This window comes from Pseudogulbenkiania subflava DSM 22618, assembly GCF_900177275.1.
Taxonomy (GTDB): Bacteria; Pseudomonadota; Gammaproteobacteria; order Burkholderiales; family Chromobacteriaceae; genus Pseudogulbenkiania; species Pseudogulbenkiania subflava.
Genome location: NZ_FXAG01000026.1, coordinates 1 through 25,951 on the forward strand (window position 1 = coordinate 1; position 25,951 = coordinate 25,951).

A 25,951-nucleotide genomic window follows, 5' to 3' on the forward strand; every position below is an offset into this window, starting at 1 on the left:
TATGCCTCCTGCGTGGAAATGGAGGATATGCTCGCCTTGCGTGTGATGCTTATGCTGTGCTTCCGGGCTCGCCCAGTGCTCCACAAAGACAAATCGTCGTGGGTCATCCTGTTGAACAAATAGCTCGTATCGCAAGTTACCTTCATCCTTGCGTGACGGCTCCACCAGTGCAGCCAGGTTTTCCCGCAATTCGTCTTCTCGCCCCGGCTTTGCGTACAAAACGGCGAGCACGTAAAAATCGCTCATGGTCATTCCTTGTTTCCCGATGAGGTGGATTGCGAGGGGGCGATACTCCGCCCCCTCTAACAAGGCTGGTGGCTGCTACGTTCTGTCGTAAGAGAACTGGATGCCCGCCGTGCCGCCCGTTTCGATGAACAAGTTGATGAAGGCCGGCACCGTCTCGCTGCGAGCCCAGTCGCGTTGCAGTTCGCAGAACAGTTGAGCCACACTAATCATCTTGCCGCCGGCCTGCTCGATACGACGCAATGCGGCCTCATGGGCGGCGACGGAGGTGCCTCCCACTGCATCGGCCACGACATACACTTCATAACCCTCGTTGAGAGCGTCCAATGCCGGGAAGGTCAGGCAGGCCTCGGTCCACAGGGCGGTCATGATCAGTTTCTTTCGCCCCGTCGCCTCGACCGCTTGCTTGAACTCCACATCCTCCCAGGAGTTGATCGATGTGCGGTCGTAGGTGGGCAAATGCTCGAGCACCCTTTGCAGCTGCGGGATCGGCGGTTTATTCAAGCCGGTCTTCACATTGACGGTGGAGTGGATGATGGGTAGCCCGTAAGCAACAGCAGCCTTAGAGGTGCCTACGATGTTGTTGATCAAGAGTTGCCGATCCATCGAGGCGATAGAGTTCACTTGCACCGGCTGATAATCGATGACGATGAAAGCAGCATTCTGGGGGGTAAGCAGATGATCACTTTTCGGATCGCGAATCACTTCACTAGCCATCGTTTTCTCCTCCAACCTGGGTTGCTGTGGTAAGTGCGTTGACGCACTGCATACAGTGTAGGCTCCCACGAAGAAGCTGAAGTTGCCGATCACGACACACGGTGTTCTGCGAAACAGAACACCGTGCGAAAGCGTACGCAGGCTGATTGGAACCGCGATTCAGCCGCATGCAGAAGGCACGTTGCTTAAGGCGAATACCCCAGAATTTATCTTGTGCATCCAAAGCCTAATAATTTCTCCATAATCTAAGCCGGGATGGCTTCATATGACCATCTCGGCTTAGCCTAGGCCTTGCTTCTTACGAAACCGCGCCCTTTTTTACGACTGCCACCACCCTGGCAGGGGCCGTTTCATCAAGTAAAGCAGAAACAATAAAACCGATTATTAGCGCTGCCATGCCAAGATGCATGATGTATTGAATGCCAAAATTTTTCGCAACATAACCAGCAACCGATGGGGCAACTCCTCCCCCAAATATCTCGCCAATACCAATAACAAGACCAGAGGCAGTTGTCATTAGCTTTGCGGGGACGGCCTCTGCGCTAATAGGACCAACGGTGAGCGTAATCATGCTGAACACGAAAAAAATAGCCATCATAAGCCAGAAAAACAATACTGTCGGATTTGGCCCAGTGTTAGACAGTGACCACAATGCAGCGAACGCACCGATAACGGAAATCATCATCACGGGTTTTCGTCCGAGTCGATCAGATAGTGCAGGAAACGTTAATCCACCAAGTGTTCCGCCGATGCCAATTGCAGATAGAACGAACCCCATCTGCTCAAGTGTCAAATGCAGAAAATCGGTGAGATAGTTTGGAAGCAATGCACTCAAGACAATAAGACAAGTCAGCCAGCACAGCATACCAATGATGCTCAATGGTACATTTCTATAACGCAGGGCGTCGTGCCACTTATGATCACTGCTATCGTGATTTTCCGTATGAACAGCAGCGGCCTCTGCCGATGTGTTATGCAGAATCTTGTAAACAAGGGCGCAAAGTATCAGGCCTGGCACTGACACCATTGCAAATACCCAATGCCATGGTATGACCTTGAGAAGTTGAGTAACAGCAATAGGGGCAATGCCTAAACCCAACAATGGCAGGGCCGCCTGTTGAATGCCGACATTTAGTCCGTGCCTGGCTGGCTTCGAAGCGTCAATAGTTGCCGTGATACTAGCAGGTGTATAGGCTCCTTCAGCAAAGCCGATCAGAGCACGAATCATGATCAGACTGCCAACGCCACTAGCAAGACCACTTGCCCCGGCCAGTAAAGAGAAGGCAATCATTGCCGGGATAATCACCTTACGGTGCCCAATACGATCAGAAAGGTTCCCCATGAATAGGGCAGAAATGCCCCATGCAATCGATAGTGCACCCGTAATATGCCCAAGGTCCTGATAGTCTAGCTTCAGGTCCTTCATCATGACCGGGAAGAGTGGCATGATCATAAAACGATCAACGCCAACTAGTCCAAAGCCAAGTGAAAGCAGAATGACAACCTTCCACTCATATGCTGTATCCCAGTCTGAATTTAACTTATTTTTCATGATAACAGTCTCCATTTATCAGATTTTTCTTTGTGGCTTGGGTTGCCATCCAAAAAATACAATGGCAACTCATAAGGATTAATGAAAAATCTGGTGATCTACCAATCAAGGCTCTAACCAGATTTTTGAATGGCAATTATTCTAATTTGTATAAGTTGAAAAATCCTTCGAGCGGATTGTTGGACGTTCACTCGGCATTCAATAATGCTCCGGTACAGTGTTGGATTTCTTCTGCGGATACACCTGGCGCCAATTCGGCTAATTTCAGACCTGCCGGAGTCACATCAATAATGCCGAGGTCTGTGATGATCCGGTTGACTACCCCCACGCCAGACAAAGGCAGAGTGCATTGAGTGACAATTTTGTATGCATTGCCCTTGGCAACATGCTCCATCAAAACCACCACCCGACTCGCTCCAGCTACTAGGTCCATCGCTCCGCCCATACCCTTGATCATCTTGCCTGGGATCATCCAGTTGGCCAGGTCTCCGGTTTCGCTCACCTGCATCGCCCCAAGAATCGCTAGGTCGATATGCCCGCCGCGGATCATCGCGAACGAATCGGCGCTAGAGAAAAAAGAGGCACCGGGTACTATGGTTACGGTCTGTTTGCCGGCGTTGATCAGATCCGGATCGACCTTGTCTTCTGTGGGGTACGGTCCGATGCCGAGCAGGCCATTCTCGGACTGCAGCCACACGTCCATCCCCTCCGGGATGTGGTTCGCCACCAGCGTCGGCAGACCGATGCCGAGGTTCACATAGAAGCCGTCCTGCAGCTCTTGCGCCGCACGACGGGCCATTTCATCGCGGGTCCATGCCATCGTTGTTCTCCTCAGGCCTGTAGGGTGACGGTGCGCTGTTCAATACGCTTTTCCGGACTGGGGTTGACGACTATGCGGTGAACGTAGATGCCAGGTAGATGAATCTCGTCCGGATCAAGCATGCCGGTCTCGACCAACTCCTCTACCTCCACTACCGTCACCCGGCCAGCCATCGCACATAACGGGTTGAAATTGCGTGCGGTCTTGTTGAACATAAGATTGCCGGCACGATCAGCCTTCCACGCCTTGATCAGTGCCATGTCTGCGGTCAGTGACGGCTCCAGGATGTGCGGCACGCCATTGAACTCGCGCACCTCCTTGCCCTCGGCGACTACTGTGCCAACCCCGGTCCGGGTAAAAAAGGCCGGAATCCCCGCGCCGCCAGCCCGCAGCTTTTCGGCCAACGTGCCCTGCGGGGTGAACTCAAGTTCCAGTTCCCCGCTGAGATATTGCCGCTCGAACTCCTTGTTTTCGCCCACATAGGACGAAATCATTTTGCGGATTTGCCGGGTGGCCAGTAGTTGGCCCAATCCGAAGCCATCCACGCCAGCATTGTTACTGATGCAGGTCAATCCCTTCACGCCACTGTCGCGTAACGCAGCGATCAGTACCTCGGGTATTCCGCACAGTCCAAAGCCGCCAACTGCGATGGTCAGATCATCACTGGTCAAACCAGTCAAAGCCTCGCTCGCATTTGGGAAAAATTTATCCATGACTTCTATCCGATTTTGAATTTGCCTTTGAAATGGCTTCACGACGAAGCATCATGCGCATTAGAATGGTATGGAGAGCTTTACTTTGAACTCCGACCCTTTTGCGCGATTCTCTACGCCGCTTTCTTTTTGCCACTTTGCTGTCACGAAAAAGCCTTTACCGTTGTCGTATTTAATGGATGGGCCGATAGCGAAGGCTTGTCCGCGATTGCCATTTTCTGGGGCTGCAGGGCCTTTATCATCAGTTGTCTGCCGATAGATATAACCACCCACGCCAACTACCCAGCCGTTGCCGAGTCCCCAGCCTAACGCATAATCAGCATGCAGCTCTTGCCCGCTTTTGTAGTTGGTGTCTTTGTTTTTCCAGTTGTAGTCGTACATTACTTTTAGATCGCCATTAATGCCGGATTGTTGCACATAGCTAACTCCAATCAATGGCTCAACATTCCAGTAATTGCGACCGATATTGGCCAGATTGTTTTTATCGTACTCGCCAGTGGGTGTATTGACGTCCACGCCAACAACATAATGCAGCTTGTCAGAGGCGTGATAGGCAATAGCCGTCCCAAATAACATGTCTCCCAGGCCTGATTTGGTTTGACTGGCCCCATTAACGCTGACTTTTAGGTTGACGAGAGGGGCAATTGCATGGAATACCAGATTTCCTCCCAATACAGTCTGGGGAGTTACCCAAATCAATCGGGGAGCAAAGGCATTGGCATCCACCTTGAAGTCAACCGGAATTTTATTGCCAGAGTTGTCATGCAGCTCATCTGCGTGATAGCTGGAAGCAAAGCCCTGCAGATAGACACCCGGTGGAGGAACAGCGGCAGCCAAGTAATTTTCGCTACCATTCGGATACATGCCGCCACCGTTTTCAGTGGCAAAGCCACATGAGCTGGCAAGCAGCAATACCGAACCGGTAATCAATTTGTATTTGGTATTCTTCCTCATTTCCAGTGTTCTCCTTTATTCCAATGTCATATTTTTAGTTTAAAAAAATACCTGCGCACAACAAAAGAGCAAATTATTTTTATGAAGCCTATTTGAGCAAAAAAGAGAAATAAAACCGGCCTAGCTGTTTGGCTTCGGCTGGAAAATTTATATCAATTTTTTGATCAAGCTTACGAATGATCTAAATTTGTTAACAATAAAGTTGGCTTCCTGAAAATCAAAGTCGAAGGCTGGCCGGTCTGGATAAAAGCAGGTCATGAGTTCGACTTTGATTCAAAGCATTTGATGCTAGTTAATTGCGCCCCAGAATCTGGTGCAGCGCTTGGCGAAGTTGCTGTTCTGGGTCACCTACCATCTGCTTGGCCCGGAAAGCGATATAACGATCCGGACGCACCAACAAGCAGCCATCCTCTTCGATCTCTCGACGCTTGGCCCAAGTACCATAAATGTCCAGCGCATCGAGTCCGTTGCCGATGGAAATTGCTTCGACAGGCACACCAAACTCGGCGCCAAGTTTCTTTGCCGCATCGACCCAGTGCTGCCCCCCTACCCCTGTGACGACGGTGAAAGCACCGTGACCGACTACGTCCAGGGTCGAGATCTTTTTACGATCTACTTCCAGCCAGGCGTGGGGAATGTAGGCTCCTGGGAAAGTTGTCGGCTGATAGTAAAGTTCTGGATCGCGAGTCGGTTGTGGACGTTGGCTACCATCCTGGACGACGGCAGAAGAAGCGTAGACCTGACCGAGTTCGACCCCGTTGCAGTTGAATTGATAGTTCTGCAATTCAATTGCCTTAGTCAGTTCCTTTCGACGCTCCCTGCCCCGTGGCGAATTGCCGAACAACTCATCCAGAGAAGCCCAGCCATCCGCGGCGGACTGGCCCGGCTCGAAGCCGAGTGCCTTGGAAATGGGCAGCATGTCACGTACCGATTTCATTGCACGATCGACCACCTGGCGCGCTACCGGCTGGCGCTCGTCGGAATAGGAATCGAGCAATGACGGGTCTGCTTGCCCTTTCAACACCATCGCCAGTTTCCAGCACAGGTTGAAGGAATCCTGCACGCAGGTGTTGGTCCCCAAACCGTTGGCTGGCGGATGCCGGTGTGCCGCATTGCCGGCGATCATCACGCGCCCCTTGCGCATGTACTTCGCCGCGACGTGGTTGATGGTCCACTTCGATACAGCTTTGACCTTGATCTCGATATCTGGGTCGCCGATCAAGGTACGAGCACGGGCAATAACGCCGGCCTCACTCAGGTCGGGCATGCCTTCTTCCGGGTTGTACATAAACAGGAGCACCCATTCGTTCCACGGCTTGACGCTGATCCAGGTGCCACTTCCAACCCAGTAATCACTACCTGGCTGGGCCAGCCAGTACAGCACGCCTGGGCGATGCGCGGTGTACTTGGTCAGATCGACTTCGAGCCAGCAGTTGACGGCTGCGCCCAGCCCCATCTCACCTTCCATCTCGAAACCAATTTCCTTGACCACGACGCTGTTGTCACCGTCCCCGCCAATCACATACTTGGAAATAATCTCGGTTTCTTCGCCAGTCACTTCATCTCGACAAATCGAGTAGACTCCATGTTCATCCTGACGCATGGCAACCAGCAGGGTGTTAAACATTACCTTTGCGCCAAATTCCCGCGCCGCATCCAGTACAATCGGCTCCATTACATGCTGTGGAATGTTGCACATCTCGCTCGGGCTGGAAATTTCATAATCGGCCTTGCGCTCTTCGCCAGTTCCCCATGCAGCCAGACGGGCAATTTCCTTACCCATAAAGCTGGTTGCCCAGATATTTCCCCCCATCAGAGTATTGGGGGTGGCCGCTGCCACGATGCGCTTTTCGATACCAAGATCCCGGAATACCTCCATGCAACGTTGATTGGTTACATGTGCACGCGGTGAGTTTGCCGTACCGGGATAACGCGTGATCGCCAGTACTTCCACACCGTATTTTGCCAACAACGCAGCAGAACTCAGGCCAGTGGGACCGGCTCCAACCACAAAGACATCTACCTTGATCTGTTTCATAGCTCACTCCATTTATAGATTTCCCAAGATGGGATTATAAAGATCAACTTACAGTTTCTCTTTTAGAGATGTTTATTGTTAAGAGTTGATCTCATTATTTTGAACGAAGCACTCCGGGACGCTGGGGCCCCATAGATAAAGCGAATCTGCAGGGTCCCTATCGCCGCCATTCCATTTCACCCCCTTGGGGATATAATCGATATGCGCACTATATTCCCACCATGAACCAAAAGGGTCTTGCACATAATCGAAATAGTTGGACCCAAGCACATGCCGACCAACTCCCCAATGGTGCAAGTAACCCGCAGCGCGCATCTGCTCAGCACCAAGCCCAACACATTCAATGCTTGGAACGTCCCATGCGCTATGGTGAAAACCACGTCCCTGCTCGCTGGCCACGAAGGCAATCAAGTGATGGTCACAGCCATGGCGGGCATAAGTAAAGGCAACCAGGTTCTTACTTCTATCGGCCACCTTTACGCCCAGGCCTTCTTCATAAAACTGCAGAGTTCTGGGCATGTCCCCTGTAAAAAACAACATGTGAGCAAGCCTGCTTGGCTGAATTTTGGGCGCAGTTGACCGGAAAAACGCACCCTGAATACCAACCGGCACGCTTTTGTCACCTAATTGAGCTTTGTCGCCGGGCATCATTTTGGGCGCGACCCAGAGCTGAATCAGATTGCCATCCGGATCGTGAAACCAAAACCCTTGCTGACTGCCGTAGGGTGACGATTCAGCTGGGCGACCTCCTGCGGCCAAGATCTGATGCCTGATTTGTTCGAAATCATCCTCGTAACACCCCAGGCTCAGATAAGCGAGTGCCTTGCGTTCCGCCTGAATGACTTTCAGCCATACATGATCGTCGCCAAAAACACGGACCAGCAGCACGTTTCCACGCTGCTCCACGGAAAGGCCGAATGCATTGATAAATCTTTTGGCCTCGTCAATGTCTGGAACAAACAAGCCAAAGCTGTGTATCGAGTGTACGCCGGCCTCAGCCCATCCTTCTTGATCTCCACTCACCTTAGTCTCCTTCATTTAATTATTATTAAGGTCAGGCTGGAATAATCCTGTTTTCGATGTGGCCGACCTTCTCGATTTCGGCCCGGACAACATCACCGGCTTTGAGATAAATCGGCGGATTCATGCCTGCTGCCACTCCCATTGGCGTGCCGGTCGCAATTAAATCACCAGGGTGCAGGGTTAGAATCTGGGTAAGAAACTCAATTTGCTGATAGATGTTGTAAACCATCAAGCGGGTGCTGTTGTTTTGGCGCTCTTCGCCATTGACCGTCAGTCGCATCGACAGATTGTGCGGATTTTCGATTTCATCGGAAGTGACCAGATAGGGGCCAACCGGACCATGGGTATCAAACGACTTGCCAAGCGTCCAGGTTGGACTTTTCCACTGCACGTCACGTACGCTGTAATCATTAGCCACCATATAGCCGGCAATGACCGAATGTGCATCGGCTGCGGAAACGTTCTTACAGCTCTTGCCAATAACAACGCAGAGCTCGACCTCGTAGTCGAGCATGTCCGACATGCTGGGCATTTTGACCGGGTCGTATGGACCATTGACACAGGAAACCTGCTTGTTAAACCAAATCTGGGTCTCCGGCATCTTGATGCCTTTGCGGGCAGACTCCTCGACGTGATCCTGGTAGTTCATGCCAATCGCGAGATATTTGGATGGCCTTTGAACCGGGGCTTCAAGCTTGACGTCAGGCAGGGCGATCTGATCAGCCTCTACGGCGGCAACGTTTCGCACCTTGGTCAGCGCGTTTTCGCCAAGTTCAAGAAGGGAAACCATGTCCCGCGGCAATTCGGGGCAGGCACTGGAAAGGTCAATCACCACGTTCCCTTCCAGTTTTCCGATGCGTGTCTTTCCAGCGTGGGTGAAAGTTACCAGCTTCATAAGTTGCTTCCCTCGTGATCGAGCATGCTGTGTTGCTCTGGGGTGGCGCCCACCTAGCCAAGCAGCAAGGACATAGCGCCAGATTAATCAAAACGAACACCCTCTCCCCAAGCCGGTCTGGTATAGCAAGGCATTAATGATGATTCGCCCTGCACTGACCAAGCCTTGCCCTTTCCGCCAAGACCCATTCCCTGCTGAACCTGTCCCGTTGAAGGGGCTGTCCAGTTCAGAGTACCTCCCTGTGTCATGGGCGCTGCTAGTGTGGCCAGCCCCGAGGCAATGCGGTGTTCGCATGAGATGTAAGCTACACCCTGAAAATATACAAATCAAGAAAAATATATAAAAAATCTGCTTGTAGATATTTCGCCCGCACCACACTAAAATGGAAACCGGGTAACCCATGACAGCCAGACACATCCCGCGGAGTTCTCTTGAGCACTAAACATCCTGCAGCGCCAGGCCCATTGCGTAGTCACGAAGAAGCGCAAACCAAGACCCTTGCCTCCATACTCACGGAGTCGATCCGACAAGACATCATCGCCGGGGTGTTCCTGCCGCAGTCGAAACTCAAGGTGCGAGAGCTTTCCGAGCGATACGGCGCGGGTGCCATCCCCTTGCGTGAGGCACTGTCGCGGCTGGTAATGAGTGGATTTGTCGAGGCCGAAGACCAGAAGGGGTTTAGGGTTGCCGGTATCTCGGAAGCGGAATTGCTGGATATCACTCGTATTCGTCAATGGATCGAGTCGGAAGCATTGCGGGATTCAATCTTGCATGGCGATCTCGACTGGGAAAGCAACCTTCTTTCTGCTTCGCATCGCCTGAGCCACCTTGCACTTCGCAATCCGGAAAACGGCGAGATCAACCCTCAGTGGGACCATGCGCACGATGCGTTGCACTCGGCTTTAATTAGCGCCTGCACCTCCCCCTGGCTGATCAAGCTCTCAGGGTTGCTCCGGGAGCAAACAGGTCGATATCGGCACATTTCAATTCAGGCCGAAAGCGCCAAGGCGCGAGATTTGCAGACGGAACATAAAGAAATCGTCAATGCGGCACTTGAACGTGACGCCGACAGAGCATGCGCCTTGCTCGCTGAGCATTTCGCCTTGACGTCGCAACTGGTTCTGGCACAACAACATAGCAAGCAACTTGCCCGCACGGCCTAAGTGGGCTTCGGCCCCTGGGAGGTTCTGTGGAAATTAACCAAATCAGCCAGGCTCTGCAGCAGAACACCATGACGGTGTTGTTCATGAACGTTCTCTTGCAGCAACTGGGGCTGCCGGTTCCTGCCGTGCCCACCATGCTGCTGGCCGGCAGCATGGCAGTGACCTTCGGTCATCTGGGCCAGGCCTTGACGGTTGCTACTCTCGCCTCCGTCCTCGCCGATGCAATCTGGTATTGGCTGGGGACGGTCTTTGGTTATCGGGTATTGGCCGGACTGTGCAAGCTCTCCATCAATCCAGGCTCATGCGTCAGCCAGACGGAAGCTCGCTTCATTCGCTGGGGTTTGTCATCGCTGGTGCTGGCCAAATTCATCCCCGGATTCTCGACCGTCGCGCCCCCCATTGCCGGTGCATTGCGCATGAGTCTGCCTGGTTTTCTTCTGGCCGCTGGGGCTGGAGCAAGCCTATGGGCCGGATTGGCACTTGGCGCTGGGTGGGTTCTCAAGGGCGCGGTTCAAGTTGCTATCTCATCGCTCGACGAGCATGCCGGTCGGGCATTGCTTGCTGTTCTTCTGGCGTTCGGCATCTGGTTGGGATGGAAACTATGGCAAAAATATCGTTTCAGGAAGTACTGTTCCATCCCCCACATTACCCCGGCTGAGTTGATTGATGCGCAGGCGGCCGAACCGCGTCCGCTGCTACTCGATCTACGGGGGCCGACCATGATTGCAGAGACTGGCCCGATTCCCGGTGCCATCGTTGCCGAGCTGGGCTTTCTGCGTGAAGCTATTGGCGATTGGCCCAAAAATCGGCCTATCGTCACGTTATGTGCCTGCCCGGAGGATGCCAGCGCCATTCTTGCCGCTCGTCGTTTGCTGAATGACGGGTATCTTTCCGTCAGACCACTCCAGGGTGGCTACGCTGCATGGATCGACGCCACCCGCGAAAAAGCACCGATTCAATAAGCGACACACTCAAGCGTCTTGCCACCCTGCTCATGGTGGGTCCCAATTTAGAGCGCTTTGGGCTATTCCAGCCACTTTCCCAATTCTTGTGTCGCCAAGTTGATAAAGGCGCGTAGCTTCGGCGCCATGAAGCGTTGGCGGGGATAGACGATATGAACGGGGTCGGCCTTGGCATGCCATTCCGGCAGGACACGTACCAACCGGCCTTCTGTGCAATCATCGCGACACAGATACATAGGCAGCAAGGCAACCCCTGCCCCTGCCAGCGCCATTGAGCGGATGACCCGGATGTCGTTTATCAATACCTGCCCCGCCATGGGCACGGTCACGCTGCTGTCTTTCCCCTTCAAGGTCCAACTTTCTTTGCCCAAAGGCGTGAACTGCAGACAGCCGTGGTGGCGCAAGTCTTGAGGTAAGTCGGGAGTCGATGCGGCTTTCAGATAGTCGGGGCTGGCAAACGGTACCCATTGTGCGACCCCGGCGGTTTTTGCGATCAGGCTCGAATCCTTGAGCGCACCGGTTCTGATTGCGACATCGACGCCTTCCGCAACCAGATCGACGTAGTGGTTCATCAATACCATATCGATACTGACTTTCGGGTAGTCGCGCCGCATCTGGTTAACGACGTTGGCCAATAGTTGATCGCCAATATCGGCTGGCGCCGTGACACGTAACAACCCCTTAGGCTCCCCCGTCGATTCAGTAACGGCCGCTTCGGCATCAATCATGTGCCCTAGCCCTGCTGAGGCGTGTTGGTAATACAACTCGCCTACTTCTGTGAGCTTTAGGCGTCGTGTGGTCCGTTGCAACAGTGTGACGCCGAGGCGTTTTTCCAAGGTTGCAACTCGGTTGCTGACTGTCGAGGTTGGCAAACCGAGTAGACGGGCGGCAGCGCTGAAACTTCCTGCTTGGACAACCTTGACGAAGACCGCGGCTTGATTGAAATCCATTATGCAATCCATTGGAAAATGTTTTCAGATTTAACCATCTAGTGGTCGAGCTGTCTGCCCTCTAAAGTACAGCCATCAACCAACGGAGAGCAGACATGAAAAAGCTGGCATTCATCAAGCGTAGCAACGGCAGTCACTGGGTCGGTGACGGCTTTCCAGTCAAGAGTATCTTTTCCTACGATGACATCGCGCAGGAAATGTCGCCTTTCCTGCTTATGGACTATGCCGGTCCGGCCAACTTCCCGCCGACCACACGCAAGCTCGGTGTTGGCCAGCATCCGCATCGCGGTTTCGAAACGGTGACCATCGTCTACGAAGGCGGCGTGTCGCACCGCGACTCTTCGGGCGGCGGTGGGACCATCGGCCCGGGCGATGTGCAGTGGATGACCGCAGCGTCCGGCCTGATCCACGAGGAATACCACAGCCCGGAATTTGCCGAAAAAGGCGGTGCCTTCGAGATGGTCCAGTTGTGGGTCAACCTGCCGGCCCGGGCCAAGATGGTTGCGCCGGGTTATCAGGGCATCACCGCCGACCGGATTCCCGAAGCCGCGCTGCCGCGCAATGCCGGTTTGGTGCGCGTGATCGCCGGCCGCTACGGCGATGCCATCGGCCCCGCCAGTACCTTCACGCCGATGAACGTCTGGGATTTGCGCCTGAAAGCAGGCCATCGCGTCGCCTTCGACCTGCCGGAGGGGCACACCACGGCCTTGTTCGTGCTGCGCGGTGCGCTCCGCCTGGACGAGCGCCATAACGTCGGCTCCGCCGAACTGGCCGTACTGGAGCGTGCCGGTAGCCGCCTGGAGTTCGATGTCACCGAAGACACTACGTTGTTGCTGCTCAGTGGCGAGCCGCTCAACGAACCGGTCGTCGGCTATGGCCCCTTCGTGATGAACAGCGAGGCAGAGATTCGCCAGGCAATCAACGATTTCAATAGTGGCCGTTTTGGACAGATAGGCCATTGACCCGCAGTACCTTAATCACAGCAAAAGGAGAATCACCATGAGCAAGCCCTACGTCAAACTCGACAAGAATAACGCTGCAGTCCTGCTGGTCGATCACCAGGCCGGCCTGTCCTCCTTGGTCCGCGACATCGATCCGGACAAGTTCCGCAACAATGTGCTGGCGCTGGCCGACCTGGCCAAGTATTTCAACCTGCCGACCATCCTGACCACCAGCTTCGAAAACGGTCCGAACGGCCCGCTGATGACCGAGCTGAAGGAAACCTTCCCGGAGGCGCCGTACATCGCCCGGCCCGGCCAGATCAATGCCTGGGACAATCAGGAATTCGTGGCGGCGGTGAAAGCCACCGGCAAGAAGCAGTTGATCATCGCCGGCATCGTCACCGAGGTGTGCGTGGCCTTCCCTGCACTATCGGCGCTTGAAGAAGGTTACGAGGTTTTCGTTGTTACCGACGCTTCCGGCACCTTCAACGAGATCACGCGCCAATCGGCCTGGGACCGCATGTCGGCTGCCGGCGCCCAGCTGATGACCTGGTTTGGCGTCGCCTGCGAGCTGCATCGCGATTGGCGCAATGACATCGAGGGTCTGGGAACGCTGTTTGCCAACCATATCCCCGATTACCGCAACCTGATCAACAGCTATACCACCGTCCAGAACAGCAAGTAAGCCGTTGGCCCTGGGTCTCCCCAGGGCTCTCTTACCCAAAGGAACATGCGCCATGCAAAAACTACTGCAACTCAAGACCAGTCTCTTTGCCAACCAGGGTCAATCCAGCCAGTTGTCCGACGCCTTCGTGGAGGCCTGGCAAGCAAGCCACCCGGGTTCGCAGGTCACGCTCCGCGATCTTGCCGTCGATCCCGTGCCACACCTTGATGCCGCGAGCTTCCAATCCTTCCTGACCAAGGCGGAGGAGCGTACTGCCGAACAGCAAGCGAAAGTTGAGTATTCCGATACGCTGATTGCCGAGTTGCAAGAAGCCGATGTGCTGGTCATCGGGCTTCCCCTGTACAACCTGGGCGTTCCTTCTACGCTCAAGGCTTGGATCGATCAGGTCGCTCGTGCCGGGATCACCTTCCGCTATACGGCGAATGGGCCGCAGGGTCTGCTTTCTGGCAAGAAGGCTTATGTTTTTGCCACACGTGGCGGTCGTTATGCGGGTACGGCCTTTGATACTCAGACCGATTTCGTGCGCAATTTCCTGGGCTTTATCGGGATCACGGATGTCGAATTCGTCTACGCAGAGGGTTTGAACATGGGGGACGAGAGCCGCACCAATAGCCTGGCTTCCGCCTATTCGGAACTTTCGCGGATCGCTGTCTGAATGGGGGCGGCTTTACGAGGGGTAAGGCCGTGACTAGAAATAGCCGGGGCGATAATTACGCTACCGGTTTGTCCGGTACCCCCCTCGAATCAACCGCCTTGCTTCTCGCGTGGGATTGCTGGCTTTGACCGCTCAATCCCACAAAAACATTCGTACAGGCACTATGCTTTAACCTGTATTGACAAGGATGGGCATCTAATCATCTCTGTCCGATGTTTGCTTTAGGAGTTGCCATGAAGAATGTGCTCGTATCAGCCTCGCTCCTGCTTTTGTGTGTATTTGCTTTCGCGGCGACTCCGGACGGCAAGGCGTTGTATCAGGACAATTGTGCCAGTTGCCATGGTGCCAAAGGCCAAGGTGCAAATGGCCCTCGGCTGGTTGGCGATGCCAGCAAGTGGCCGGCTCGCTTGTTCGAGCGTGCTGTCCTCTCCGGCATCGATGATCATGGCAAGCCTTTAAAATCCGCCATGCCGCACTGGCAAAATGCCAGCCTCAAGGCCGACCATGGCGCAGCCCCTTCCCAGGCTGAAATCAAAGCTATCCAGCACTACCTCAAGCAGATCAAATAGCCTGCTTGCCGTCCGAAAGGCATTTCTACAGCCTGCTCCTGAGCAAGGCGCCATCGCGGGCGATCACCTGGCCATGGCGGATCACGACGCGTTGCGACGGGCGCATCACGATGGCTTCGCCCAGCGTGGCACTGGGCAGCAGCAGGAAGTTGGCCGCCATGCCGGCTGTCAGGCCGTAATCGGTGCGGCCGAGCGCCTTGGCACCGTGGACAGTGCCGGCTTCGAACGCGGCATGCAGGCCTTCGTCGGTGCGTACCCCGAAGCGGAACGCCTGCAGCATCACCCGCTCCAGCATGTCGCCATTGCCCATGGGCGACCAGGCATCGCGGATGCCGTCCGAGCCGAGACAGACGTTGACGCCGGCGGCGTGCAGTGCGGCAAACGGGGGGACTTCGATATCGGCGGGCGCTGTGGTCAGCAAGGATATGTCGTTGGCCGCCAGTCGTTCGGCGATGGGCTGAACCTTCGGCCAACTTGTCATGCCCAGGCAGAAGGCATGGCTGATCATCACCCTGCCCTCGCGGTGATAACGTTGGGTGAAATCGATGATGCGTTCGATCTGCCACAGGCCAAGCTCGCCGCCGTCGTGCAGGTGGATATCGACGCCGCGGTCGAACTCGGCGGCCAGGTCGAATACCTGTGTCAGGTGGGCGATCGGGTCGTGGTCGATGCCGCAGGGGTCGAGCCCGCCCACGACTTCGACGCCCAGGGCCAGGGCTTCGCGCATCAGGGCGGCGGCACCGGGGCGGGTCAGCAGACCGGCTTGCGGGAAGGTGACGAACTCCAGGTCGATCAGATCGGCGTAACGCTGGCGCAGGGCCAGCATGTCCTCGATATGGCGTAGCCCGAGTTCCGGGTCGGCATCGACATGGCAACGCATCAGCAGCGAGCCCTGGGCGATGCACCGTTCGATGAGCGCACCGGCTCGCGCGGCGATCGGTACCGTCAGTTCCCGCAGCACCTGACGTTCGTTGTCGATGCGCGCCTTCAGGTTGGGGCCGGCACTGTGGGGCCGCCACGGCAGGCTCCACAGTGTCTTGTCGAGATGGATGTGGCTTTCCACCAGTGGCAGGGTCAATAGCTGGCCTTCGCCGTCGATGTCCGGTTCCGCTATGGGGCCGGCCTGTGCCGGCCGGCGCCGGCCGATACGGCCGTTGATGATTTCGATATCTTCCGCCGCCGCGCCGTAAGGGCGGACGTTGCGTAGCCAGAATGTCTTGTTCATGGATTCCTCTTTAAAACGTCGACAGATGGGTGCAGGCTCCGGCTGCCGGACAGGCGCCGGGCTGGGCGAGCTTTGGCTCCCCGGTGCCGGCCCTGCCCTGTTTCGACCGATCAATAGATATCGAAGGAGAAGTACTTCTTGGCGAGGCGCTGGTACGTGCCATCCTTGTGCATGTCGGCCAGGGCCGTGTTGATCCGCTGTGCCAGGTCGGTATCCTCCTTGCGCAGGCCGATGGCGGCCCCGACGCCCAGCGTTTTGGAGTCCGCTACCCCGGCACCGGCAAAGGCGTAGCCGTGCCCTGCACTGCTCTTGAGAAAACCGAGTTCGGCCTGCACGGATGACTGGAACGCAGCGTCGAGACGGCCGGCCGTCAGGTCCTGGTACACCAGGTCCTGATTCTGGTAGGACATCACCGCGACTCCCTTGGGCTCCCAGTAGGTCTTGGCGTAGGTTTCCGCGGTGGAGCCCTGCTCCACGCCGATGCGCTTGCCTTTCAGCGCCTCGGCGGTCGGCTGGAAGCCGGAGTCCTTGCGCGCGACCAGACGCGGCGGGACGTTGTAGATTTTGTCGGTGAACGCAACCTGCGCCAGGCGCTTTTCGGTCACCGCCATCGACGACAGGATGGCGTCGAATTTCTTGGCCTTGAGCGCCGGGATGATGCCGTCCCAGGCGTTTTCCACCCAGACACACTTGGCCTTCAGCTTGTCGCAGATGGCGTTGCCCAGGTCGATGTCGAAACCGACCAGCTTGCCGTCGGTGGCCTTGGATTCGAACGGGGCATAACTGGGGTTGACGCCGAAGCGGATGACGTTCCAGTCCTTCGCCATCGCGCCACTGGCGGCGCAGGCCAGCATGGTGGCCAGTGCAAGTTTTCTCATGTCTCTCTATCTCCTGTTGTCGCTACGGGTACAGCACCAGGCGGCCAGCCGGCTATCGCTGTTGTATTGACTGGCCACGAACCGGCGGGCAGCCACGTGGCCGTGGCCATACACCGGGCAAACTCGGATCACAGGCGGCGCATGCTGCGCTGATAGCTGGCGGGCGACAGCCGCCCGGTCAGCAGGGCCATCGCCAGCACGATCCCCAGGTGCCAGCACCAGCCGGTAGTGAAGCGGCCCCCGTCTTCGCGGAGCCAACCCATCAGCCACGGCCCGGCGGCCGCCAGCAAGAACCCCCCGCCCTGCACGAAAGCGGCCAGCGAGCCTGCCTGGCGCGCATCGGCGAGATGTTCCAGCACCACGATCAGGCTCAGCGAGAAAAACCCGCCCAGTCCGACGCCCGCCAAGCCGGCCCAGCACCATGGCGCCAGCTGCGGTTGCCATGCCAGGCCGGCAAAGCCGATAGCCTGGCAAGCCAGCGCCAGCCATAGCGTTGGGCGACGGTCACCGTGTTGGCGCGAGAGCAGTGGCAGCAGCAAGGCGGATGTGGCCTGCAGCACGGCCATCCATGCCAGCAGGTTGGCGGCGGGCTGCGCTGCCATGCCTTGTTCGCGGTAGAACGACGGCAGCCAGGCGACCAGGGTGGAATAGCCGCTGTTGGTGAGGCCGAAATACAGCACCAGCAGCCAGGCGCGGCGCTGCGTGGCAAAGCGGCGCAGCGATGCCTCGCCAGTGCCCTGCGCCGTGGCGGGCCCGGTGGCGGCGGTCTGGTGCAGCCAGAGCGCCATCCCGGCCAGTGCCGGCACGCTCCACGCCGCCAAGCCCAGGCGCCAGCCGCCGTGCTGCGCCAGCCAGGGGCTGGCTATCGCCCCCAGGGCGCCACCGCCGACCAGCGCCGCGGAATAGACCCCCATCGCCACCCCGATGCGCTGTGGAAACAAGCGCTTGGCGACGCCGGGCATCAATGCCTGGATGGTGGCCACGCCGGCGCCGGCAATGGCGGCACTTGCAATCAGCCCGGTGCTACCGCTGCTCCAGGCCCGGGCGGCGCAACCGCTGGCCAGCAGCAGCAGGGCCAGCGCGACCGTACGCCGCTCCCCGACTTGCCGTGCCATTGCTGCTCCGCCAAACGCCAGCAGACCCATCAGCACGAACGGCAAGGCGGTCATGGCCGCTGCGGCGCGTAGGCTCAGCCGAGTGTCTGCACGCAACAGGTCGAGCACCGGTCCGACCGAGGTGAGGAAGGGGCGCAGGTTGAGGGCGATGACGGCGAGCAGCAGCAAGGCGGCCAGCGGCAGTTCCCGGCGGCGTGACGCCACGGCGGCGACGTGGGTATCGGTCATGGTCGGCTATCTGCCGGCAGGTGGTTCGGCGCCGAGGGCATGGCCATGGCGAGAGGAAAGTGGTGTGGCGTCATCGATCGGCTCCGGCAAGCCACGCACGGTGGGTTGGGTGAAGAGGGTGTGGAGCAGTCTAAGAAGCGGCGATAGAATTGAGAAATTAAATGTTCAACTGAATATCAGTGGGAATCGTAATGACCAATCCGATGCTGGATCCGGTGCTGCTGAAGAGCTTTGTGGCGGTGGTGGAAAGCGGCAGCTTTACCCGTGCCGGCGAGCGGGTGCACCTCAGTCAGTCCACCGTCAGTCAGCATTTGCGGCGATTGGAAGAGCAACTGGGCAGCGAGCTGCTGGACCGCAGCGGCCGCTACGTGGTGACCACCGAAAGTGGCGCCCGGTTGCTGGGCTACGCCCGCCGCTTGCTAGCCCTGATGGAGGATGCAGTGGAGGAACTGCGTGAGGGGCAAGTGCAGGGTGAGATTCACATCGGCGTACCGGAAGACTTTGCCGGCGACCTGCTGACGCCGCTGCTGGGCGCCTTTGCTCGCGAGTACCCGGCGATCCGGCTGGAAGTGACCAGCGGTTTGAGCAATACCCTGTGGCAACAGTTCTGCGCCGGCAGCTACGATCTGGTGCTGGTCAAGCAAAGGCAGGGGCATACCGTCGGCACGGCCGCGTGGCCGGAGCCGCTGGCCTGGTTCGACAGCCTCGATACCCCCACCGGGCAGCGCGATCCGCTGCCGCTGGTGGTGTTCCCGGCGGGCGGTTTGTACCGCGACGAAATGATCCATGCCCTGGAGAGCGGCGGGCGGCGCTGGCGGATCAGCTATTGCAGCGCCAGCCTTGCCAGCATCCGTTCGGCGGTGGCGAGCGGGCTGGGGGTCAGCCTCCTCCCCGCCCGGCTGGCGTTGTCCGGACATCGTTGCCTGGGCGAGCAGGAGGGTTTCCCGCCCCTGTCTCCACTGGAACTGGTGCTGCATCGCCGTCCCGACGTGCCGCAGCGGGTGTTGGACCTGGCCGATCGCCTGCAAGCCGCGTGCGATGAGGTTATGGGGTAAGCGATCATGTCCGGCGCTGCCTGCAGCAGGCGCTCGGCGCGTTGCGCCTGGGTGGTGGAAGGGACGGCATCAGGGTTCGCTGTCAGGGGGTGGTGCTGAGGGTGGGCCATCGTGCATCCGCGCCGCGAGGTAGTCGAGCACGGCATTGAGCGAGACCAGCTGGCGGTAGTCGGCCTCGGGGATATCGACTTGGAGACGCTCGTGCAGGCCGATGATGAAGTTGAGCCAGTCCATGGAGTCGAGGTCGATCTCATCGCGCAAGGGGCGGTCGTCGCGCAGCGCGCTCTCCTCCACTTCCGGGGCAATCTTGCGTAGCGAGTCGATCACGAGGGTGCGAAGGCTGGCGCGGTCCATAACGGGCTCCGGTTAGGCGCTGCGGCGGTTAGAGGGCGTCCGGCTGTTGCAGCAGCTGGCGGATTTCGGCCAGGAACAGGGCGCCGCGATGGCCGTCGCTGGCACGATGGTCGCCGGACAGGCTGGTAGTGACGCTGGGCATGGCCACGCATTGGCCCTGCTCCACCCATGGCCGTTCCATCACCTTGCCGAAGCCGACCAGGGCGACTTGCGGCGGATAGATCACGCCGAACACCGACTCGCTGCCCTGCTCGCCCAGATTGGTCACGGTCAGGGTCGGGTCGGCCATCTCGGAGCTGCGCAGCGAACCGGCTCGGGCGCGCTGCACCAGGTCGGCGAGTTCGCGCATCAGCACCGCGAGTGGCTTGGCGGCGACGTTGTGCAGTGCCGGGGCGATCAGGCCGCCCTGGCGCAGCGAGATCGCCACGCCGAGATGGGCGGCGGGCGCGGCACGGAAGGTGCCGTCGAGCCAGTGACCGTTTATTTCAGGGTAGCGGCGTGTGGCGAGGGCCACCGCCTTGAGCAGCAGCACGGCGGGCAGCAGGCGCTCGGTGACGGGCAGTTCGGCGTTGCGCCGTTCCAGCCAGGCGAGCGCCGCCCGCAGCGGGATGGTGTCGGCCAGGTAGTAGTGCGGAATCTCGCGCTTGGAGCGGCTCATCGCCGCCGCGATGGCACGGCGCATCTCTGCGCCGCGATCGGCGGCCGGGGCGGTGGTGGCTGCCGCCTTGGCCTCGACATCCTGCAGCGTGATCGCCCCCTCCGGTCCCGAGCCGCTGAGGCTGACGAGGTCGACGCCAAGCTCGCCGGCACGCTTGCGCGCGGCCGGCGAGATGCGGCGGCGCTCGGCGCTCTTGGCGGGTGGCGCGGCGCTGTCCGCCGCTTCGCCCGGAGCCCGCAGCAGCGCGATCGGGGTGCCGACGGGCACCTTGTCGCCGATATCGATCAGCAGTTGCTGCACCGTGCCGTCGACCCAGCTTTCCACGTCGACAGCGGCCTTGGCGGTATCGACGATGGCGACGATATCGCCGCGTTTGACCGTGTCGCCGGGGTGAATCTTCCACTCCAGCAGCTTGCCTTCGTCCATATCGGCGCCGAGCGAGGGCAGTTTGAATTCGATCATGGCCGGTCTTCCCGTTGGCGCCGGGTGGGGTCGCGGGGTTGGGGTGGCATCACACTTCCAGATACTCGGTGTAGCCGAAGCCCTGGCGATAATCGAGCAGCGAAATGACCTGCGGCGTGACCTTGATCACCGCCAGCTCGCTGGCCATGGTTTCCACCGGACCCATGTCGGTGATTTGCGGGAATTTGGTTTGCATCAGGTCCAGGGCCTGCTCGATCTCGTCCGGGTCTTGCACTTCCTCGGCGGTGCCGCCCAGCGACAGTCCCCGGATTTCGTGCCAGTCGGTGTAGTCGTGGTCGATGACGAGCGAGACCTTGTTGTTGAGCCGGATGTTGCGCAGTTTTTGGGCGTGCACGTCACAGCACAGGTAGATGGTCAGGCCGTCGTTGACGTAGGCGACGGTGGTCGCCTGGGGGTAGCCGTCCTCGCGGACGGTGGCGATGGTGCAGAGGTTGTGGGCATTCATCACTTCCAGTACCCGCTGGCGTGCGACATCATCCATGGTGTCTCTCCGGTTAGGTTCCGCAGACGGTGCGTACCGCCGCGGCGATGGTGGCCACCTGGGGCAGCGCGGCCTCTTCCAGGTGGCGGGCGTAGGGAATGGGGACTTCGGCGCTGCACACCCGCACGGGTGGGGCGTCGAATTCGTAGAAGGCCTGCTCGGTAAGGCGGGCCACCACTTCGGCCGCCAGGCTGCCGCTTTTCCATCCCTCGTCCACCATCACCACGCGGTGCGTCTTTTGCAGCGAGGCCAGCAGCGTGGCGTCGTCGAGCGGACGCAGCACGCGCAAGTCGATTACTTCGGCGTCGATGCCCTCTTTCGCCAGTTGCTCCGCCGCGTCCAGTGCCTTGCCGAGCAGCCCGCCGTAGGCGATCAGGGTGACGTCGTTCCCGCTGCGCCGCACCCTGGCGGAATGGATGTCGACTGCGACGTCTTCGGCCAACTCGCCTTCCACGTTGTAGAGCTGGCCGTGTTCGAACAGGATCACCGGGTCGGGGTCCTGCAGCGCCGGCCACAGCATGCCGCGCGCGTCTTCCAGCGTGGCGGGTGCCAGCACGCGGATGCCGGGAATGTGGGCGTACCAGCCTTCCAGGCTGTGCGAGTGCTGCGCAGCGAGCTGACGCCCGGCGCCGGTGGTCATGCGGATCACCAGCGGCACCGAGCATTGCCCGCCCGACATGTGGCGCCAGGTGGCGGCGGTGTTCACGATCTGGTCCAGCGCCAGCAGGCTGAAGTTGACCGTCATCACCTCGACGATCGGCCGCAGTCCGCCCAGTGCCGCGCCGATGCCGGCGCCGACGAAGGCGAGTTCGGAGAGCGGCGTGTCGCGGATGCGCTCGGGGCCGAATTCCGCCTGCAATCCCTTGGATACGGCGTAGCTGCCGCCGTAGCGGCCGACGTCTTCGCCCATCAGGAACACGCGCGGATCGCGCCGCAGCGCGTCCCGCATGGCTTCGCGCAAGGCCTCGCGGTAGCTGGTGTGGCTCATGATGCACCCCCATCGGCCGGGGTGTGGACGTCGCGCAGCAGGTCGGAGACCGCTTCCCAATGGCCGGCGTCGGCAAACGCCACGGCGTCGTCCACTTCGCGCCCGACTTCGGCGTCGAGCGCCAGGAACTGCTCTTCGGCCAACCTGCCCTGGGTTTTCAGCCGTGCGGTGTAGGTGTGGATCGGGCCGTGTTCCTTCCAGTGCTCGACTTCCGCCTTGTCACGATACAGGTCGGGGTCGAACATCGAATGGGCGCGGAAGCGGTAGGTCTGGAACTCGAGGAAAAACGGCTGCTGCGCGGCGCGCACCGTGTCGGCGGCTTCGAGCGCCGCCTGGTACGTCGCCACCACGTCCATGCCGTCGACGGCGCGGGCGGCGATGCGGTAGCCCGCCGCCTTGGTGCACAGATCGGTCTGCGACTGGGCACGCGGTAGCGAGGTGCCCATGGCGTAGAGGTTGTTCTCGCAGCAGAACAACACCGGCAACTGCCACAGCGCGGCCAGGTTCATCGATTCGTGGAAGGCGCCCTCGGCGACGGCGCCGTCACCGAAGAAGCAGGCTGTGACGCGGCGGATGCCCTGCATGCGGTCGGCCAGCGCCAGCCCGACCGCCAGCGGCAGGCCGCCGGCGACGATGGCGTTGCCCCCGAAGAAGCGCGCCTTGGCGTCGAACAGGTGCATCGAGCCGCCGCGTCCGCGCGAACAGCCTTCCTGCTTGCCGAACATCTCGGCCATGATGGCGCGCATCGATACCCCGCGCAGCAGGGCCTGGCCATGCTCGCGGTAGGTGGCGACCACGGTATCTTCGGGCTGCAATGCCAGCATCGCGCCCGCCGCCACCGCTTCCTCGCCGATATAGAGGTGCAAAAAGCCGCGGATCTGCCCGGCGCCGTACAGCTCGGCGGCCTTTTCCTCCAGCCGCCGGATGCGCAGCATGTCGCGCAACAGGCCCCGTGCCAGCTCCGGCGCGAAGGGCACGGGGGCGGTGGGGACAGGGCCCGGCGGCAGCATCAGCTCGAGGCCCGCCTGGTTCGGCTGGCTCATGCGCCCTCCTCCAGCGTCGACAGATCGCCTTCTGGCAGGCCCAGTTCGCGCGCCTTGAGCAGGCGGCGCATGATCTTGCCGCTACGGGTGCGCGGCAGCGTCGGCAGGAAGGCGATCTCCTTCGGCGCCACCGCCGCCCCCAGTCGTTTGCGGGCATGGCCGAGCAGCTCGGCGCGCAGCGCTTCGCTGGCCTCGATGCCACGTTTGAGCGAGACGAAGGCCTTCACCACCTCGCCCACCATCTCGTCGGGCTTGCCGATCACCGCGGCCTCGGCCACCGCCGGGTGTTCCATCAACGCGCTTTCCACCTCGAACGGGCCGATCAGGTGGCCGGACGACTTGATCACGTCGTCGGCACGGCCGACGAACCAGTAATAGCCGTCGGCGTCGCGCCGGGCCAGGTCGCCGGTCAGGTAGAGCTCGCCGGAAAAGCACTTGCGGTAACGCTCGTCCTGCCCCAGATAGCGGCGGAACATCGACGGCCAGCCGGCCTTGAGCGCAAGTTCGCCGACGGCCTCCGCGTCACTCAGCACCTCAATGGGCCGGTCGGCCTGGTGCCGCACGATGCAGGCCTCGACGCCGGGCAGCGGCTTGCCCATCGAGCCCGGCTTGATCGGCATCGCCACGGTGTTGGCGATCATGATTCCGCCGGTTTCGGTCTGCCACCAGTTGTCGTGGATCGGCAGGCCGAGTACGTCCGCCCCCCACCACACCGCTTCCGGGTTGAGTGGCTCGCCGACGCTGGCGATGAAGCGCAGCGCGGGGAAATGAAACTGGTGCGCCAGCTCCGGCCCGGCCTTCATCAGCATGCGGATCGCCGTGGGTGCGGTGTACCACACGCTCACCCGCTCCTCCTGCAGGATGCGGTACCAGTGTTCGGCGTCGAACTCGGCCTCGTCGATGATGCTGGTCACGCCGTGCAGCAGCGGCGCGATGATGCCGTAGGAGGTGCCGGTGACCCAGCCGGGGTCGGCGGTGCACCAGTAGATGTCCTGCGGGTGCAGGTCAAGCGCGTACTGGCCGGTGACGTAATGGGTGAGCGCCGCACCGTGCACGTGCAGCGCGCCTTTGGGGGTGCCGGTGGTGCCGCTGGTGAAGTGCAGCAGCGCCGGGTCGTCGGGTCGGGTGGGGGCGATGGCGAAGTCGTCGGAGGCCTTGTCCATCAACTGGCCGAGGTCGAGCGTACCGGGTTCGTTGGGCGTGGAAAGGTTGGCCGAAGCATCATCATCGCCAACCAACAGGACATGACGCAGCGACGGCATCTGTGCCCGCATCGCGGCCACCTTGCGGCGGTACAGCGACGCGGTGGTCACCAGCAGCGCCCCCTGCCCGAGCTGCACCCGGGTGGCGATCGGCTCCGGGCCGAAGGCCGAGAACAACGGCGACACCACCGCCCCTGCCTTGAAGCTGCCGAGTACCGCGAGGTATAGCTCCAGGCGCCGTCCGCACAGCACGAACACCCGGTCGCCGCGGCCGATGCCGAGGCTGGTCAGGACGTTGGCGAAGCGGTTGCTGAGGCGGCGCAGCTCGTCGTAATGGATGTTGCGGCGGCGGCCGTCGGCGGACAGCAGGCGCAGCGCTGTGTGCCCGGCTCGCTCGCCCAAGGCGTGGCGGTCCACCGCTTCGTAGGCGATGTTGAGTCCCCCGCCGGGCAGCCCGGAGAGACCGCGCCGTGCCTCGTCCCAGGAGAAACCTCGCCATGCCGCTTCGCGGTCACGCATATTGGGGGGGAGCGGCAAGGCCGCGAGGTCTTTGTCGATCCGTTTGGTGTGCAAGGCGACTCCCTCTCAGCGATCGTCGCCTTGCCGACCGGGCGGTGGGTTGCCGAAGCTGGCCAGCAGGTCGATCGGCAGCGGGAACACGATGGTCGAGCTCTTGTCGCCGGCAATCTGCGTGAGCGTTTGCATGTAGCGCAACTGCATCGCCTGCGGTTGGCGCGCCAGCATCTGCGCCGCTTCCAGGAGTTTTTCCGAGGCCTGCAGCTCGCCTTCGGCGTGGATGACCTTGGCGCGCCGTTCGCGTTCGGCTTCGGCCTGACGCGCGATGGCACGCACCATCGATTCGTTAAGGTCGACGTGCTTGATCTCGACGTTGGAGACCTTGATGCCCCAACTGTCGGTCTGGGCGTCGAGCACCTTCTGGATATCTAGATTGAGTCGCTCGCGTTCGGCCAGCAGCTCGTCCAACTCGTGCTTCCCCAGTACCGCGCGCAGCGTGGTCTGCGCCAGCTGGCTGGTGGCTTCGAGGAAGTTGGCCACCTGGATGATCGAGCGCTCCGGGTCCACCACGCGGAAGTACACCACGGCGTTCACCTTCACCGACACGTTATCGTGGGTGATGACGTCCTGCGGCGGCACGTCCATGACCACGGTGCGCAGATCCACCCGTACCATCTGCTGCACGCCCGGAATGATCAGGATCAGGCCGGGGCCCTTGACCTTCCAGAAGCGTCCCAGCATGAACACCACGCCGCGCTCGTACTCGCGCAGAATGCGGAACGACGCCGCAATCAGCAGCACGATCAGCAGGACGAAGCCGCCGCTACCCAGTCCGAAAGCCATGA

Annotated in this window: 27 protein-coding genes; 7 read left to right on the plus strand and 20 right to left on the minus strand. The window is 59.6% G+C overall.

Annotated features, from left to right (window positions below; all coding sequences use genetic code 11):
* From B9N72_RS18185 to B9N72_RS18225, 9 genes are all read right to left on the minus strand, one after another.
* The coding region (locus B9N72_RS18185; protein ID WP_143477864.1) for a putative quinol monooxygenase at window positions 1–246 on the minus strand (246 nt) is incomplete at its 3' end.
* Between the two features lie 75 nt (window positions 247–321).
* A complete protein-coding gene (locus B9N72_RS18190; protein WP_085277624.1) occupies window positions 322–960 on the minus strand; it encodes a hydrolase in 639 nt (212 codons plus the stop codon).
* Window positions 961–1,258: 298 nt separating this feature from the next.
* Window positions 1,259–2,512: an MFS transporter gene (locus tag B9N72_RS18195; protein WP_085277683.1), complete on the minus strand. Its 1,254-nt coding sequence runs from the start codon at window positions 2,510–2,512 to the stop codon at window positions 1,259–1,261.
* Window positions 2,513–2,699: 187 nt separating this feature from the next.
* Complete coding sequence (locus B9N72_RS18200) at window positions 2,700–3,332, minus strand: CoA transferase subunit B (protein WP_085277625.1); 633 nt, start codon at window positions 3,330–3,332, stop codon at window positions 2,700–2,702.
* A gap of 11 nt (window positions 3,333–3,343) precedes the next feature.
* Window positions 3,344–4,045 (minus strand): CoA transferase subunit A, encoded by a 702-nt coding sequence (locus tag B9N72_RS18205; RefSeq protein ID WP_085277626.1) that lies wholly within the window; start codon window positions 4,043–4,045, stop codon window positions 3,344–3,346.
* 60 nt (window positions 4,046–4,105) lie between these two features.
* On the minus strand, window positions 4,106–4,999 hold the full coding sequence (locus B9N72_RS18210) for a SphA family protein (protein WP_085277627.1): 894 nt from the start codon (window positions 4,997–4,999) through the stop codon (window positions 4,106–4,108).
* Between the two features lie 292 nt (window positions 5,000–5,291).
* A complete protein-coding gene (locus B9N72_RS18215; RefSeq protein ID WP_085277628.1) occupies window positions 5,292–7,037 on the minus strand; it encodes an FAD-dependent oxidoreductase in 1,746 nt (581 codons plus the stop codon).
* 78 nt (window positions 7,038–7,115) lie between these two features.
* The gene (locus B9N72_RS18220; RefSeq protein ID WP_200811052.1) at window positions 7,116–8,060 is read right to left on the minus strand and encodes a VOC family protein; all 945 of its coding nucleotides are present in this window, start codon (window positions 8,058–8,060) and stop codon (window positions 7,116–7,118) included.
* Window positions 8,061–8,091: 31 nt separating this feature from the next.
* Window positions 8,092–8,955 (minus strand): fumarylacetoacetate hydrolase family protein, encoded by an 864-nt coding sequence (locus B9N72_RS18225; protein WP_085277630.1) that lies wholly within the window; start codon window positions 8,953–8,955, stop codon window positions 8,092–8,094.
* Between the two features lie 431 nt (window positions 8,956–9,386).
* Between B9N72_RS18225 and B9N72_RS18230 the strand changes: the two genes are divergently transcribed.
* Together B9N72_RS18230 and B9N72_RS18235 are read left to right on the plus strand one after the other, a co-directional pair.
* Complete coding sequence (locus B9N72_RS18230; RefSeq protein WP_085277631.1) at window positions 9,387–10,118, plus strand: FCD domain-containing protein; 732 nt, start codon at window positions 9,387–9,389, stop codon at window positions 10,116–10,118.
* Window positions 10,119–10,144: 26 nt separating this feature from the next.
* Entirely contained in the window at window positions 10,145–11,080 is a 936-nt protein-coding gene (locus B9N72_RS18235) for a VTT domain-containing protein (RefSeq protein WP_085277632.1), read from the plus strand.
* Window positions 11,081–11,142: 62 nt separating this feature from the next.
* Here the strand turns inward: B9N72_RS18235 and B9N72_RS18240 are convergent, their stop codons facing one another.
* Window positions 11,143–12,030, minus strand: coding sequence for a LysR family transcriptional regulator (locus tag B9N72_RS18240; protein WP_085277633.1), 888 nt, complete (start codon window positions 12,028–12,030; stop codon window positions 11,143–11,145).
* A 95-nt stretch (window positions 12,031–12,125) separates the two neighbouring features.
* Here B9N72_RS18240 and B9N72_RS18245 point away from each other — a divergent pair, with 95 nt between their 5' ends.
* The 4 genes from B9N72_RS18245 to B9N72_RS18260 all read left to right on the plus strand — a co-directional run bounded on the left by B9N72_RS18245 (window position 12,126) and on the right by B9N72_RS18260 (window position 14,880).
* A complete protein-coding gene (locus B9N72_RS18245; protein WP_085277634.1) occupies window positions 12,126–12,992 on the plus strand; it encodes a pirin family protein in 867 nt (288 codons plus the stop codon).
* Between the two features lie 37 nt (window positions 12,993–13,029).
* On the plus strand, window positions 13,030–13,656 hold the full coding sequence (gene ycaC, locus B9N72_RS18250; protein WP_085277635.1) for an isochorismate family cysteine hydrolase YcaC: 627 nt from the start codon (window positions 13,030–13,032) through the stop codon (window positions 13,654–13,656).
* A gap of 52 nt (window positions 13,657–13,708) precedes the next feature.
* On the plus strand, window positions 13,709–14,311 hold the full coding sequence (locus B9N72_RS18255) for an FMN-dependent NADH-azoreductase (protein ID WP_085277636.1): 603 nt from the start codon (window positions 13,709–13,711) through the stop codon (window positions 14,309–14,311).
* Between the two features lie 233 nt (window positions 14,312–14,544).
* On the plus strand, window positions 14,545–14,880 hold the full coding sequence (locus tag B9N72_RS18260) for a c-type cytochrome (protein ID WP_085277637.1): 336 nt from the start codon (window positions 14,545–14,547) through the stop codon (window positions 14,878–14,880).
* A 25-nt stretch (window positions 14,881–14,905) separates the two neighbouring features.
* Here B9N72_RS18260 and B9N72_RS18265 read toward each other — a convergent pair whose 3' ends face one another.
* The 3 genes from B9N72_RS18265 to B9N72_RS18275 all read right to left on the minus strand — a co-directional run bounded on the left by B9N72_RS18265 (window position 14,906) and on the right by B9N72_RS18275 (window position 18,326).
* Window positions 14,906–16,105, minus strand: a complete 1,200-nt coding sequence (locus B9N72_RS18265) for an amidohydrolase family protein (RefSeq protein ID WP_085277638.1) — start codon at window positions 16,103–16,105, stop codon at window positions 14,906–14,908.
* Window positions 16,106–16,215: 110 nt separating this feature from the next.
* The gene (locus B9N72_RS18270; RefSeq protein WP_085277639.1) at window positions 16,216–16,983 is read right to left on the minus strand and encodes an ABC transporter substrate-binding protein; all 768 of its coding nucleotides are present in this window, start codon (window positions 16,981–16,983) and stop codon (window positions 16,216–16,218) included.
* A gap of 128 nt (window positions 16,984–17,111) precedes the next feature.
* Window positions 17,112–18,326: a cyanate transporter gene (locus tag B9N72_RS18275; protein ID WP_085277640.1), complete on the minus strand. Its 1,215-nt coding sequence runs from the start codon at window positions 18,324–18,326 to the stop codon at window positions 17,112–17,114.
* 191 nt (window positions 18,327–18,517) lie between these two features.
* Here B9N72_RS18275 and B9N72_RS18280 point away from each other — a divergent pair, with 191 nt between their 5' ends.
* Window positions 18,518–19,381 carry a LysR substrate-binding domain-containing protein gene (locus tag B9N72_RS18280; protein WP_085277641.1) on the plus strand — a complete coding sequence of 288 codons (864 nt, stop codon included), beginning with the start codon at window positions 18,518–18,520 and terminating at the stop codon, window positions 19,379–19,381.
* 69 nt (window positions 19,382–19,450) lie between these two features.
* Here B9N72_RS18280 and B9N72_RS18285 read toward each other — a convergent pair whose 3' ends face one another.
* From B9N72_RS18285 to B9N72_RS18315, 7 genes are read right to left on the minus strand one after another with little or no spacing between them, the layout of a single operon-like run.
* Entirely contained in the window at window positions 19,451–19,708 is a 258-nt protein-coding gene (locus B9N72_RS18285; protein WP_234986042.1) for an acyl carrier protein, read from the minus strand.
* A gap of 55 nt (window positions 19,709–19,763) precedes the next feature.
* Window positions 19,764–20,855 (minus strand): dihydrolipoamide acetyltransferase family protein, encoded by a 1,092-nt coding sequence (locus B9N72_RS18290; protein WP_085277643.1) that lies wholly within the window; start codon window positions 20,853–20,855, stop codon window positions 19,764–19,766.
* Between the two features lie 49 nt (window positions 20,856–20,904).
* Window positions 20,905–21,357, minus strand: a complete 453-nt coding sequence (locus B9N72_RS18295) for a pyridoxamine 5'-phosphate oxidase family protein (RefSeq protein WP_085277644.1) — start codon at window positions 21,355–21,357, stop codon at window positions 20,905–20,907.
* Window positions 21,358–21,370: 13 nt separating this feature from the next.
* On the minus strand, window positions 21,371–22,345 hold the full coding sequence (locus B9N72_RS18300; RefSeq protein ID WP_085277645.1) for an alpha-ketoacid dehydrogenase subunit beta: 975 nt from the start codon (window positions 22,343–22,345) through the stop codon (window positions 21,371–21,373).
* Window positions 22,342–23,388: a pyruvate dehydrogenase (acetyl-transferring) E1 component subunit alpha gene (gene pdhA, locus B9N72_RS18305; RefSeq protein WP_200811054.1), complete on the minus strand. Its 1,047-nt coding sequence runs from the start codon at window positions 23,386–23,388 to the stop codon at window positions 22,342–22,344. The genes B9N72_RS18300 and pdhA overlap by 4 nt, the downstream gene beginning before the upstream one ends.
* The gene (gene acsA, locus B9N72_RS18310) at window positions 23,385–25,163 is read right to left on the minus strand and encodes an acetate--CoA ligase (RefSeq protein WP_085277646.1); all 1,779 of its coding nucleotides are present in this window, start codon (window positions 25,161–25,163) and stop codon (window positions 23,385–23,387) included. The genes pdhA and acsA overlap by 4 nt, the downstream gene beginning before the upstream one ends.
* Window positions 25,164–25,175: 12 nt before the next feature.
* Window positions 25,176–25,949, minus strand: a complete 774-nt coding sequence (locus B9N72_RS18315) for a slipin family protein (RefSeq protein ID WP_085277647.1) — start codon at window positions 25,947–25,949, stop codon at window positions 25,176–25,178.
* Window positions 25,950–25,951 lie beyond the last annotated feature (2 nt).

Coding starts and splice junctions, on each gene's coding strand:
- B9N72_RS18190 (WP_085277624.1), bottom strand. CDS start 960: ATGGCTAGTGAAGTGATTCGCGATCCGAAAAGTGATCATCTGCTTACC.
- B9N72_RS18195 (WP_085277683.1), bottom strand. CDS start 2,512: ATGAAAAATAAGTTAAATTCAGACTGGGATACAGCATATGAGTGGAAG.
- B9N72_RS18200 (WP_085277625.1), bottom strand. CDS start 3,332: ATGGCATGGACCCGCGATGAAATGGCCCGTCGTGCGGCGCAAGAGCTG.
- B9N72_RS18205 (WP_085277626.1), bottom strand. CDS start 4,045: ATGGATAAATTTTTCCCAAATGCGAGCGAGGCTTTGACTGGTTTGACC.
- B9N72_RS18210 (WP_085277627.1), bottom strand. CDS start 4,999: ATGAGGAAGAATACCAAATACAAATTGATTACCGGTTCGGTATTGCTG.
- B9N72_RS18215 (WP_085277628.1), bottom strand. CDS start 7,037: ATGAAACAGATCAAGGTAGATGTCTTTGTGGTTGGAGCCGGTCCCACT.
- B9N72_RS18225 (WP_085277630.1), bottom strand. CDS start 8,955: ATGAAGCTGGTAACTTTCACCCACGCTGGAAAGACACGCATCGGAAAA.
- B9N72_RS18240 (WP_085277633.1), bottom strand. CDS start 12,030: ATGGATTTCAATCAAGCCGCGGTCTTCGTCAAGGTTGTCCAAGCAGGA.
- B9N72_RS18245 (WP_085277634.1), top strand. CDS start 12,126: ATGAAAAAGCTGGCATTCATCAAGCGTAGCAACGGCAGTCACTGGGTC.
- ycaC (WP_085277635.1), top strand. CDS start 13,030: ATGAGCAAGCCCTACGTCAAACTCGACAAGAATAACGCTGCAGTCCTG.
- B9N72_RS18255 (WP_085277636.1), top strand. CDS start 13,709: ATGCAAAAACTACTGCAACTCAAGACCAGTCTCTTTGCCAACCAGGGT.
- B9N72_RS18260 (WP_085277637.1), top strand. CDS start 14,545: ATGAAGAATGTGCTCGTATCAGCCTCGCTCCTGCTTTTGTGTGTATTT.
- B9N72_RS18265 (WP_085277638.1), bottom strand. CDS start 16,105: ATGAACAAGACATTCTGGCTACGCAACGTCCGCCCTTACGGCGCGGCG.
- B9N72_RS18270 (WP_085277639.1), bottom strand. CDS start 16,983: ATGAGAAAACTTGCACTGGCCACCATGCTGGCCTGCGCCGCCAGTGGC.
- B9N72_RS18275 (WP_085277640.1), bottom strand. CDS start 18,326: ATGACCGATACCCACGTCGCCGCCGTGGCGTCACGCCGCCGGGAACTG.
- B9N72_RS18280 (WP_085277641.1), top strand. CDS start 18,518: ATGACCAATCCGATGCTGGATCCGGTGCTGCTGAAGAGCTTTGTGGCG.
- B9N72_RS18290 (WP_085277643.1), bottom strand. CDS start 20,855: ATGATCGAATTCAAACTGCCCTCGCTCGGCGCCGATATGGACGAAGGC.
- B9N72_RS18295 (WP_085277644.1), bottom strand. CDS start 21,357: ATGGATGATGTCGCACGCCAGCGGGTACTGGAAGTGATGAATGCCCAC.
- B9N72_RS18300 (WP_085277645.1), bottom strand. CDS start 22,345: ATGAGCCACACCAGCTACCGCGAGGCCTTGCGCGAAGCCATGCGGGAC.
- pdhA (WP_200811054.1), bottom strand. CDS start 23,388: ATGAGCCAGCCGAACCAGGCGGGCCTCGAGCTGATGCTGCCGCCGGGC.
- B9N72_RS18315 (WP_085277647.1), bottom strand. CDS start 25,949: ATGGCTTTCGGACTGGGTAGCGGCGGCTTCGTCCTGCTGATCGTGCTG.